General features: G+C 47.1%; 10 protein-coding genes and 1 pseudogene. 9 read left to right on the top strand and 2 right to left on the bottom strand.

The window, feature by feature from the left end; genetic code table 11:
- The 9 genes and pseudogenes from MHN01_RS06815 to MHN01_RS06775 form a co-directional block, all read left to right on the top strand.
- Positions 1 to 351: pseudogene (locus MHN01_RS06815) on the top strand (hydroxylamine oxidoreductase); the annotation flags it as partial.
- Between the two features lie 48 nt (positions 352 to 399).
- A complete protein-coding gene (locus tag MHN01_RS06810) occupies positions 400 to 960 on the top strand; it encodes a NapC/NirT family cytochrome c (protein ID WP_239410627.1) in 561 nt (186 codons plus the stop codon).
- A gap of 235 nt (positions 961 to 1,195) precedes the next feature.
- On the top strand, positions 1,196 to 1,507 hold the full coding sequence (locus MHN01_RS06805) for a hypothetical protein (RefSeq protein WP_239410626.1): 312 nt from the start codon (positions 1,196 to 1,198) through the stop codon (positions 1,505 to 1,507).
- A 5-nt stretch (positions 1,508 to 1,512) separates the two neighbouring features.
- Positions 1,513 to 2,391, top strand: coding sequence for an ABC transporter ATP-binding protein (locus tag MHN01_RS06800; RefSeq protein WP_239410625.1), 879 nt, complete (start codon positions 1,513 to 1,515; stop codon positions 2,389 to 2,391).
- Positions 2,391 to 4,025, top strand: a complete 1,635-nt coding sequence (locus tag MHN01_RS06795) for a DUF4857 domain-containing protein (RefSeq protein ID WP_239410624.1) — start codon at positions 2,391 to 2,393, stop codon at positions 4,023 to 4,025. Before MHN01_RS06800 ends, MHN01_RS06795 begins: the two co-directional genes overlap by 1 nt.
- 129 nt (positions 4,026 to 4,154) lie before the next feature.
- Positions 4,155 to 4,898 carry a nicotinamide riboside transporter PnuC gene (pnuC, locus tag MHN01_RS06790; protein WP_239410623.1) on the top strand — a complete coding sequence of 248 codons (744 nt, stop codon included), beginning with the start codon at positions 4,155 to 4,157 and terminating at the stop codon, positions 4,896 to 4,898.
- Positions 4,895 to 5,626, top strand: coding sequence for a nucleoside phosphorylase (locus MHN01_RS06785; protein ID WP_239410622.1), 732 nt, complete (start codon positions 4,895 to 4,897; stop codon positions 5,624 to 5,626). Before pnuC ends, MHN01_RS06785 begins: the two co-directional genes overlap by 4 nt.
- Positions 5,627 to 5,767: 141 nt before the next feature.
- Positions 5,768 to 6,448: a Crp/Fnr family transcriptional regulator gene (locus MHN01_RS06780; protein WP_239410621.1), complete on the top strand. Its 681-nt coding sequence runs from the start codon at positions 5,768 to 5,770 to the stop codon at positions 6,446 to 6,448.
- Positions 6,449 to 6,807: 359 nt separating this feature from the next.
- The gene (locus MHN01_RS06775; protein WP_239410620.1) at positions 6,808 to 8,001 is read left to right on the top strand and encodes a NupC/NupG family nucleoside CNT transporter; all 1,194 of its coding nucleotides are present in this window, start codon (positions 6,808 to 6,810) and stop codon (positions 7,999 to 8,001) included.
- Between the two features lie 97 nt (positions 8,002 to 8,098).
- On the opposite strand, the gene MHN01_RS06770 is transcribed toward MHN01_RS06775, so the two are convergent.
- Positions 8,099 to 9,361 (bottom strand): DEAD/DEAH box helicase, encoded by a 1,263-nt coding sequence (locus MHN01_RS06770; RefSeq protein ID WP_239410619.1) that lies wholly within the window; start codon positions 9,359 to 9,361, stop codon positions 8,099 to 8,101.
- A gap of 116 nt (positions 9,362 to 9,477) precedes the next feature.
- On the bottom strand, positions 9,478 to 11,251 hold a 1,774-nt coding region (locus MHN01_RS06765; RefSeq protein ID WP_239410618.1), incomplete at its 5' end, for a response regulator.

Below are 11,251 nucleotides of genomic sequence, written 5' to 3'. Positions count from 1 at the left end.
TTTGATGAAGAAATTGAGTGGACCTGGTTCTATCTGTGGCACCACGAAGGTCGACGTGCCCGCCATGGTGCAGCCATGCAGGCACCTGATTATGTCCAGTGGCATGGTATGTATGAAGTGGCAGAGCGTTTCTATATCGAAATGGTTCCACAATATCTTGAAATTGTTGAGGAAGCCGAGCATGGCGGCAACAAAGAGGGAGCAGATCGCGCCCGTGCCGTACTGCAGGAAATTCTGGATAGACCAGAGCATGCCTGGTTTACCGGCAAAGAGCCTGAGTCGGTGAAAGAGGCCCGTAAGAAAGCACAGGCCGAATTTAAGGCCCGTTACCTAAGCGAAAGCAAGGAATAACTATCCGGGGAGGCCGGTTTATCCGGCCTGTCTCCTAAGTGAGGAACGATGGGAGAAGAACTATCTCGGACGCAACGCTTGTGGCGATGGCTCAAAAAACCGCTGTTATGGGGAATACCGATTGGTATTTTCCTGGCTGTTCTGGCCATAGGTGCATTTCAGGGTGTGATGGTTGCGTCCAATCAGAATGCATTCTGTTTTAGCTGCCACCTCAGCATGGATACTATTGTCCAGGAATATAAGGCCTCGTCCCATTATGTCAGTGATGATGAGGTATTGGCTACATGTGCCGATTGTCATGTCCCCCATGGCTTCATCGACAAGATGAAAGTGAAGATCGCCGCCACGGCTGATATCTATCACATGATAAAGGGCACCATAACCAAGGAGAATTTTGAAGAACACAGACCCAGGCTGGCTAAAATGGTCTGGGACGATATGCTGGCCAATGACTCTGAGGCTTGCCGACATTGTCATGTTGGTGACAACTTCGATTTGAGCAAGCAGCCTCAGCGAGCCAGGCTAAATCATGAACTGATGGAGAGCCGGGGGGAAACCTGTATTCATTGCCATACCGGGCTCGCCCATAAACGGATTGCTATCGAGTAACGAAGGCTGCGCCTGGTGCGCAGCCTTTTCTTTCGCCTCTATCTAGCCTTTGTGGTTATTAATTAAGGCGTTTTTAACAAGATTAATGTTGGCTTTAATTGGTAAGGGAAAATAACGCCATTTGTAGTGTTGTTGATATTAATCATAAGAATGGTAATCGTTATCACTTAATCTATACCATGGTCACCTTTGGTGAAGGTTGTCTGTTGTTTATCGATTGAGTGAGGGGTATCACGTGCATTATTACCGACTATTTCTGCCACTTTTTGTCTTGTTAATGACTGGCACGGTTCAGGCCCATACGGCATTAATGGCCTGCTACGATGAAGGGAATGGTTTTATTAGCTGCGAAGGTGGCTTTAGTGATGGTGCCAGTGCCGAAGGTGTTGAGTTTCGCATTGAGCAAAATGGTAACGCCGTCATGGAAACGAAAATGGATGAGTACGGTGAGGTCTACTTTAAGAAACCGTTAGGCCGTTACTCGGTTGTCCTTAATGCCGGAGAGGGGCATATCGTTCATATTGATGGTCAGGATATTACGGAGTAGTTCGCATGGGGAATAACCCAAATACTGATGCCGTGATTTCTATCGCTGACTTGCACCATAGCTATGGCGACAAGGCCATTTATGAAGGTCTGAATCTGGATATCGAGCCTGGCACTATCTTCGGTTTGTTGGGCAAAAATGGAGTTGGTAAGTCTACCCTCATCAACTTGCTGATGGGCTACCTCAAACCGCAGCGTGGGGAGTGTCTGGTATTTGGCGAGTCTGCCAACCAGTTGTCGGCTCAAACCCGGGCAAGAATCGCGCTGCTGTACGAAGGTTTTATTAGTTACGATGCGATGAGCATTGAGCAGGTCGAGCAGTTCTTTTCTTCATTTTATCCCAAGTGGCAGAAACGCTATTTCTACGATTTGATTGCGCTGATGGATGTTAGCCTCAAGCAGTCTCTTTCTTCTCTCTCTTTTGGCCAAAAATCACAGGTTGTGCTTGGTTTACTGCTGGCGCAGGATGCCGATTTGTTGATCCTTGATGATTATTCGATGGGGCTGGATGCGGGGTATCGCAGGTTGTTTGTCGATTACCTGGGTGACTACCTGCATGGCACAGCAAAAACGGTGCTGATCACTACCCATGTTATGAATGATTTGGAAAATCTGGTGGATCAAATCGCGATCGTAGACAGAACAACACAGGTCTACCAAAGCAGCATGGCAAACTTTAATCAGCATTTTCGCTGCTATAGCACAGAGGCCGAGAATGGTTTTCCTGAGTCTCAGCTTATTCACCGTCGGGAAAAGTTCAGGGAGAAAGCTTATCTTTATTCGTTTGAGCCACTGGATACTTTAGAGCAGGTACTAGGGATCCCACTTAGGGAAGAGGCCTTGACCTTTGAAGAACGTTTTCTGGGATTTGTAGGGAAATACTGATGGCTATCTGCGCTATTTATCAAAAAGAATGGTTTAAGTTGAAGTGGTATAGCCTGGTCCTTTCCTCGGCGATGCTCGTTGTTGCAGGTTATTTCTGGCTTAATCTTACTGGGCAGTTTGCGGCAATAGAGCCAGAATCCATGATGTGGTATCGCTTTACCCACCTCGGTGACAAGCCTTACTCCTGGGTGCTGGATGGTTTTGTTTTGGTAGGAGCCATCACGGCTGTTTGCCAGTTTGTACCAGAAGTGGTGGGCAAGAGGGTTCGGATTCTGGCGCATTTACCTATCCCGCTTGGCCAGGTTATCGCCAGACATTTACTGGCTGGCAGCCTGATGGTTGTGTTTGTCAACGGCCTGCTGGCAGTGCTGGCACTGACTGCATTTGCTGGTTTATACCCGGTTGATATTGCACTGGTTGGCTTCAAGGATATGTTATTTGGCCAACTGCCGGCGCTTGCCATTTATCTCGGCCTGACAGCTTGTATCGTAGAAAGCCACTGGCGGTATAAGATCGGAAAGGCAGTGATAGCAGCGTTAGCGACAGTGGGATTGTTTCGGGAATACCACGGAATAAGTGATCTACTATGGCTGCTGGTAATACCAGGGATGATATTGCTGGTGGCAGATAGTTTTCTGAGTATTAAGACAAGGCGATTAACTAACGTGGTATGCCGAGTCATCGTTGCGGCGCTGGTTGTTATGCTGGTGATAGATTTATCTGCCCGGTTGCGAGGTGAGTTGGCCTCATCGCATGATGATTATTATGTCTTTTACTCTCCGGTATTAGAGCAGTTTGTTTATCAACAAAACGGAAGCGGACATCAGTTTTCTTATGGCACGGAGCAGGCTGAGCTGAGCAAGTCGGAGTTTGAAGCTGCATTGCCTTTTGTCTATTGGAAGAATTTGGATATTCAGGGCAAGTTGCCTGTGACACTCGATGGTCGGTCTTTTGATAAGAGAGCAATCCGTAACGCCCGTATGAGTTTGCAGTATGATCCGGGTAAGCTGCTTGATCCCGACGTTGCTTTGTATCCGTTATTTAATCCCATTAGCCATAAAGGGGCGATTCCGTTTCCGGAGCAGGCATTTGCGGTTAAGGTTGATAGTCTGGTGGTTTATGAGGCTGAAACGGCAGAGCCGAACCGTCAGTTAACCGATGAGCTCAATCAGCAGTTATTGGCCTCTGGTGTGACTTTCCCGATCAGCAAGGTATGGGGGAAGACAACGAACATGAAGCCGTTTGATTGGGGCTATTTTATAAAGGATAGTAACAACCGTATTTTCAATCTACGCCGCGCAGATAATGTCTTGCAGGTAGAAGCTGTTTCGGTTCCGGCATCGGTGGGCGAGCTGGCATTTATGCAGGTATCGGAAAACCGGCATAAGTTGTTCTACGGTTATGCGATTGCTGCCAGTAGTCAGGTTTATCTGATCTCTTACCCTGATTACAGCTTGATCCCGTTGCCGCTTGAAGGGTTCGACTATCACAAAATGTCATTGCAGTTGCTGGCCGATCCGCTGTATTACTTGGTTCGCTTCGATGATGGCGAGAACTATCATGCGGCAAGGTTCGATAAGCAGTACAACTTGCTAGATAAAATCACACTTCATGCGCAGGGATCGCTTCACTAGGCCTGGATGTTGTCTAATTTGTGCCAAATTATGACCCTCACCAAACTCGAAGGGACAAATGTCCTCGTTGCCTTGGTGGGGGTTTTCTTACAATATCGCCAAGCAAAAATACTTTAGAAGGATAACAGGATGGACTTTGTAGCTTGGTTCGATATTAATAATACCTTAGTGAACATACCCATCGGCGGTGGTTACGCGATGTCGTGGATTGAAGCGGTGGGTACGGTATTTGGTTTGCTGTGTATTTGGTATGCAAGCCAGGAAAAAACGATCAACTATGTATTTGGTCTGATCAACGTGACCTTGTTTGCGATTATTTTCTATCAGATCCAGCTGTACGGGATCCTGCTTCTTCAGTTTTTCTTCTTCTGCGCCAACCTGTACGGCTGGTACGCCTGGACAAGGCCGACGTCGGACTCTGGCGACATGCTGGAAGTACGCTGGCTGAGCAAGCAAAAGCTGGCAATAACCGCTGCAATCAGCGTGGTAGCAATTGGTTTGATGACTGTCTACATCGATCCATTCTTCTTTGCACTGGCTAACATTACCGTTGATGGCCTGAACCTGTTCGGTGCCGACTTGGCGCGCCCGACACTTGAACCGGATGCATTCCCGTTCTGGGATGCGACAATGACAGTATTGTCTGTTGTGGCACAAATCCTGATGACCCGTAAATATGTAGAAAACTGGATGCTGTGGGTCGTGATCAACGTGATCAGTGTCGGTATCTATGCTGCGCAGGGCGTATACGCACTGTCGATTGAGTACGCAATTCTGCTGTTTATTGCAGCCAACGGTACTCGTGCGTGGATGAAAACGGCCAAGCAAAATCAGGCCAAGCAACTTACCACTGAGAAAGAGGCAGTAGCATGAGTAAACAGCCTCATATCGCAGTCAGTGCCGAGCAGGTGTCAGAAAAAGTCATCGTATGTGGTGAGCCGGATCGGGTGAATCGTATCGCAGCCTTGCTTGAACAAGCCGAGTTGCTGGCTGATAACCGTGAGTATCGAGTGATGAGCGGGCTCTACCAAGGCCAGAGGATTACTGTGTGCAGTACCGGTATTGGCGCGCCGTCAGCCATTATTGCCCTTGAAGAGCTGGCGCAATGCGGCGCAAGGTATATGGTTCGTGTCGGCTCGGCCGGTGCCCTGCAGGCCAATATTGGTCTTGGTGAGCTGATAGTTGCAGAAGCGGCGGTTCGCGACGAGGGGGGCTCCAAGGCATATGTGGCTAGCGAGTTCCCGGCGGTTGCCAGTCATCAGTTGGTAGCTGGAATGGATACTTATCTTAAACAACAGCGATATCCTTCCCATGCCGGTGTGGTCAGATCACACGACAGTTTCTATACCGATGGTGAAGATGAGCTGTGCCAATACTGGAACAAATATGGGGTGTTAGGTGCCGATATGGAAACTTCGGCACTGTTTACCGTAGGGCGTCTGCGCGGGCTTCAGGTCGCATCGATTCTGAATAATGTCGTTTTGTATCAGCAGGATGTTCAGGATGGTGTTAATCAGTATGTCAGTGCCGATGACATCATGATGGCTGGCGAGAGCATGGCGGCCAAAGCGGCTCTCTACGCGCTCACAACCCAGCCCTAGTGATAGACTAGTTTTTGTAACTTAATGAAACGAAGCCCGGCTGATGCTGGGCTTTATGTGATCTGTGTTGTTATGAGATTCTTGTGCTACATGCAAGCTTTCGCTAGGATTTGATGACTTTCAGGCTGCTGTTATTGTCTTATGCAACTAAAACCTTACCAAACAGGCCGCTTTACCCAACACCTGAATACCTTGTACCAAGAGTTCCGTCAGGCTTTTTATCAGTGTCAGCTCCACAGTAGATATTATCAGGCTGGTGAGGAGATTTTGCGTCAGGGGCAGGTCGTCGACCATTTATACCTGGCATCGGTCGGTCGGGTATCGATGAATATCTCCGCCGTAAATGGCCGGCGTTTTCAGCTTGGCGAGGTCGATTGCGATTACCATGTCTTTGGTGAAATGGAGTTGTTTACCGACACTTCATGCCAGTGGAGTGTGGTTGCTGAGGAACAGCTTGAAGTCGATGTGATCTGCCTGAAATCGGTGGCCGATTTGTTGCTTGAACGTCCGGAGTTTACCTTGTTCTTTGCCAGTGCGCTGGCCAATGATTATCAGGATTCACTGGATATCTACACTTATCGACTGTTGCATCCGATTACCTACAATATTGCTTATGATCTCTGGCATCGCCAGCGAGAGAATGTGATGTTGGGATCGTTTGACAAGGCAGGCCAGGAGGCCGAGCGGTTTGGGACCTCTAGCCGGGTTTACCGACGTGCCGTGAAGGAGCTGATTGACAAAGGGCTGGTGGTTAAAGACGGTGCTGAAATTCAGGTTGTGGATTTGGATGCACTGAAAGTCTTTATTGATCAGTTTGAGTAGCCCATCTTCGGCTCAGCCTTAACGACTTTATTAACAGGCGTTGCTCATGAGCAGCGCCTTTTGCTTTCTCAGATATCAGTTTTCATGCAAACTTGGCGGTATTTTGTACAACGCATTTTATGGTGTTCAGATTTCAAAATTGATAATTGCTTTCTCCAAAACGGCTTAAATATCCCTCCGAAGCCCGTATTTTCGTTGTTTTTATTCCTTGTGGGCTATGTGGATATTCTTTCGCTTTCTATTCATATAGATGAATAAATAGACAGGGATGCAAAATGAGATGTAAATCACTTTATTGATGCAACAAATAGTGGAGCATTCACGCATTATTTGAAATACATCACCAAAGAGTACGTTTCATGTCTTACTTGCATTTTATTTTGGGCCTCGTTGTTGTGGCCGTATTAGCATTGGTTGTCAGCAAAGACAGAAAGAGCATCAAGGTTCGTTATATCATTCAGTTGCTTGTCATTGAGCTGGGGCTTGCATATTTCCTTCTTGGTTCAACTGCCGGTACCGGTATTGTCACGAAATTTTCAGATGGCTTTAAAAGCCTGATGGCCTTTGCCGCGGAAGGAACTAACTTCGTCTTTAGCGGGCTGGTGAATGTCGGCCAGTTTGACTTCTTCATGCATGTGCTTATGCCGATCGTATTCATTTCGGCACTGATCGGTATTCTTCAGCATATTAAGGTGCTGCCGGTTGTTATTCAGTTTATCGGTCTGGTGCTTTCTAAAGTAAATGGTATGGGCAAGCTGGAATCTTTCAACGCCATTAGTGCCTTGATGGTTGGCCAGTCGGAGAACTTTATTACCTATAAAGATATTCTAAGCAAGATGTCAGAGCGTCGTATGTACACATTGGCAGCAACGGCAATGTCTACCGTGTCGATGTCAATTGTTGGCTCTTACATGCAGTTGATTGAGCCAAAATACGTGGTTGCGGCTCTGATCCTTAATATGTTCAGCACCTTTATTATTCTCTCGATGATTAACCCTTATGATCATCATGCTGAAATGGACTTTGATGAATTGGTTAAAAGCGGCAGTGAAGAGAAACTGACGTTCTTCGAAATGCTGGGTGAATATATCCTGACCGGTTTTAAGGTGGCCGTGATTGTCGCAGCGATGCTGATTGGCTTTATTTCCCTGATTGCCATGGTGAACCAGGCCTTCACCTGGGCATTTGGTATCAGTTTCCAGGATACGATTGGCTACCTGTTCTATCCGGTCGCATGGCTAATGGGCATCCCTACTGGCGAAGCATTGCAAGCTGGCAGCATTATGGCAACCAAGCTGGTTTCTAACGAGTTCGTTGCAATGATGGCACTGCAGGACAAGATGGCGGGTCTGTCGGCTCAAACCGTGGGTACCTTGTCTATCTTCCTGGTTTCTTTTGCCAACTTCAGCTCTATCGGTATTATTGCCGGTGCGGTTAAAGGGGTAAACGAAGAAAAGGGTAACATGGTGGCACGCTTTGGCCTGCGTCTGCTATATGGTTCAACGCTGGTCAGTGTATTGTCGGCAATGATTGCCAATGTGATGATCAGCTAAGAGCTTAACTACTTAATGATCCTACGCTCGCTCATGATGATGCGAGCGTAGGGCTCAGGGTTGGCAGCTCTGCCAACTCTCACCAGATACTAGGCAACTATTTTTTTCCTTCCTGATGACTTTTCTGCTTGGCCCGATTGGTGGCTGGCTTGTTGTTGGAGCTGTGACGGCCTTTGTTCTGCCTGCTTTTGGGCACGTAATTCAGAATCGATACAGGGACTTCTTTTCTTGGTGCAAACCCTTCAATTTCTTTTCGGGTGATCAGGTGTCCGAGGCGACTTTCGATCATGCATAGATTTTTAAAGTCATCTTTCGAAACAAGCGAGATTGCCTCACCAGACGCTCCGGCTCGGCCGGTACGGCCAATACGGTGGACGTAGTCATCCGCAGGATATGGCAAGTCATAGTTAATAACGCGCTGTAGATTATCGATATCAATACCGCGAGCGGCCACACCTGTTGCCACGAGTAAGTTAAGCTTGCCCGATTTGAAATCAGCCAGAAGTTTTGTACGCACTTCCTGGCTCCGGCCGCTGTGGAACGACTCGGCTTTGATTCCGCGTTTTTCGAGCTGGCTGACCAGCTTTGCGGCACCATGCTTGGTCTCGATAAAGATGAGTGCCTGTTCCCACTGGTTTTCTTTGATCAGATGGCTTAGCAGGGCTGATTTTTTGTCTTTGTCGACCGTGACCAGCCATTGGTCGATTTTTGGCTTGGCCGAGCTATCTGGCGTCACCGAAATCTCGACCGGGTTATTGATGGCCGTTTTGGCCAAGATACGAACCTGCTTGGATAGCGTGGCAGAGAACAACAAGTTTTGACGCTCCAGCGGCAAGCGCTCAACAATCTTGTTGATATCGTCAATAAAGCCCATGTCGAGCATACGATCGGCTTCATCCAGCACCAGCACGTCGAGCTCATCAAAGTGCACCGCACGCTGGCTGTACATATCCAGTAGCCTGCCCGGCGTTGCAACCAGGATATCGACACCTTCTATCAGCTGTTGTTTCTGCTGTTTGGAATCTACGCCACCGTACATAGCCAGCGAAGAGAGCGAAAGGTGTTTACTGTACTGGGAAATATTTTCCTCAACCTGCACTGCCAGTTCTCGGGTGGGTACAAGGATCAATGCGCGAATACGCTTGCGACGAACCTGGCGCTGCTCTTCACTCAGCATTTGGATGATCGGCAGTACAAAACTAGCGGTTTTGCCTGTACCCGTCTGGGCCGCTGCCAGAAGGTCCTTGCCCGTCATGATGACTGGAATTGCTTTCTCTTGAATAGGCGTAGGTGTCTTGTAGCCGAGTTCGGTTACAGCTTTTACAATCGGATCGCTTAATCCAAGCTTGGAGAATGGCATGTTGAATCTCAGGTAGATGATTAATAAACACTGTTATTGCGGGAGGCGATAACAGAGGGATAAACGTGCGCATTCTAACATTTGTAACGGTTGACCTGTAGCCGCATTTACAGTCGTTACATGGCTGAATAATAGAGGCGTGTATTGCGTAACGAGAGCGGGGTATCTTTGAGATGCTTGTTGATTTTTTGCAACAGGCGCTTTTTGGTGATCGGCTTGGTCAGATGATCTTCCATCGTAAGCGTTATGGTTGTTGCTACATCTTCCCCGTACTCGCCGGTAAGCGCTACGATAGGAGTGGAGGGGGAAATCTTGCGGATTTCTTTAGTGGCTTCGAACCCGTCCATAACCGGCATCCGAATATCCATCAGGATGAAGTCAATCTCTTCTGCCATAACTATCTCGACAGCTTTTTTGCCGTTTTCAGCCTGGAAGCAAATGATGCCTTCATTTTCAAGATAGCCTTTGATCAGCAAACGATTTACCAGCATGTCGTCGACAACCAGCACTTTTTTTCCAATCAGGTTACCCAAGGGTTTTAGCTGACCATTTTCGATAATATGCTGAAGGCTGATCAGCAGTTCCTCTTCCCGAGTGTCGATGACGCCTTGAATGAGGTTATCTGTCCCTTCATAAGACTTGGCTGTCGAACCATTATTAGTACAGCTGATAATGGGAGTAATTTGGGCGATGGAGCCGAGTTCTCCGCAGCGGATAGACTTGATCGCATTGGCTGACTGTCGAGTGATATCTTCATTAATAAATACAAAATCAAAATGCCGAAATGACAGTATGTGCATCATTTCTTTTATCGATTCGACTTTGGTGATCTTGATATTCAGTTCGTACAGCAATACCGTTAGTTTCAGGCTTGATGAAAACTCACCGACCAGTAAGCAATATTTTCCCTTTAGTGCCCGTTTGAAGCGCTGAACGGTCTCCCTATCGTAGGCCGAGTTTATGGTCGGAAAACTAAGGGTAAACTCGGTAAACTTCCCAGCTTCAGAGCGGCATGAGATATTGCCGCCAAACGCTGTCATGACACGCTGGCAGTATGCCAGACCCAGGCCGTTGCCATTATTCTTACCTGAGGTGTACATTTCGTCGAAAATATAGGGTAGCCGGGACGCATTTATTCCGGGGCCAGTATCAGTAAAGATGACTTTATTATGACGATCACCTGTACTTAGCCTGATGCTTATCTTCATTTCAGGATATTCAGAGATGTAATGTAAGCTATTGTTCAGCAAGTTAAAAATAATGAAACTGTAAAGGGTGTCATCGCCTTTGAAAATGAAGTCAGTGTGTGGATCCAGTGAGATAAGGTGTCTTGAGCTGGCGTGCTCAAAATTGTAGTCATTGAGGGATTGTCTTATCAGCTCACGGGCAGAAAAGAGTCGGAATGAATCGGGGCTGATCCTGCCGCCTTGAAGTTCGTTCAGTATGACTTCAATAAATTTAGAACCAAGCTGAACGGCACTTTTTACCTCACAGATATTTTGGTAAAGGGTCTTCATCTCCGATGATGCATAAGGCACCAGAGATGAGGTATCTAAATCAAACAGGTCGGCATCAATACGTTCAAAATGGTATTGAATTTTTGATAATGGATTCTTCATTTCATGAGCAATAGATCCAGCGAGTAGCTGGGATTTGCGTATTTCATCCTCGGCATAAATAAACTTGTTTGATTGCTCGAGCACCAGTTGAAGGGCACTAATTTCTTCCTGACTGAAAATGCCTCCCTCATTCTTTTTTGAAACCATGAATAAGTGAGTGATGACATTATTGTTAAAAATAGGAAGTACGAGAGCTGAGTCATTTTCAGCCATGCTATTTCTTATTTTGGTTAGTTTTTCTATGTCTGAAGAGTGATATTCAATGAAATAG

This window comes from Photobacterium sp. OFAV2-7 (genome assembly GCF_022347985.1).
GTDB lineage: Bacteria > Pseudomonadota > Gammaproteobacteria > Enterobacterales > Vibrionaceae > Photobacterium.
This window is presented reverse-complemented; position numbering and strand designations above follow the sequence as displayed.

Coding starts and splice junctions, on each gene's coding strand:
- MHN01_RS06785 (WP_239410622.1), top strand. CDS start 4,895: ATGAGTAAACAGCCTCATATCGCAGTCAGTGCCGAGCAGGTGTCAGAA.
- MHN01_RS06775 (WP_239410620.1), top strand. CDS start 6,808: ATGTCTTACTTGCATTTTATTTTGGGCCTCGTTGTTGTGGCCGTATTA.
- MHN01_RS06800 (WP_239410625.1), top strand. CDS start 1,513: ATGGGGAATAACCCAAATACTGATGCCGTGATTTCTATCGCTGACTTG.
- MHN01_RS06795 (WP_239410624.1), top strand. CDS start 2,391: ATGGCTATCTGCGCTATTTATCAAAAAGAATGGTTTAAGTTGAAGTGG.
- MHN01_RS06810 (WP_239410627.1), top strand. CDS start 400: ATGGGAGAAGAACTATCTCGGACGCAACGCTTGTGGCGATGGCTCAAA.
- MHN01_RS06770 (WP_239410619.1), bottom strand. CDS start 9,361: ATGCCATTCTCCAAGCTTGGATTAAGCGATCCGATTGTAAAAGCTGTA.
- MHN01_RS06780 (WP_239410621.1), top strand. CDS start 5,768: ATGCAACTAAAACCTTACCAAACAGGCCGCTTTACCCAACACCTGAAT.
- pnuC (WP_239410623.1), top strand. CDS start 4,155: ATGGACTTTGTAGCTTGGTTCGATATTAATAATACCTTAGTGAACATA.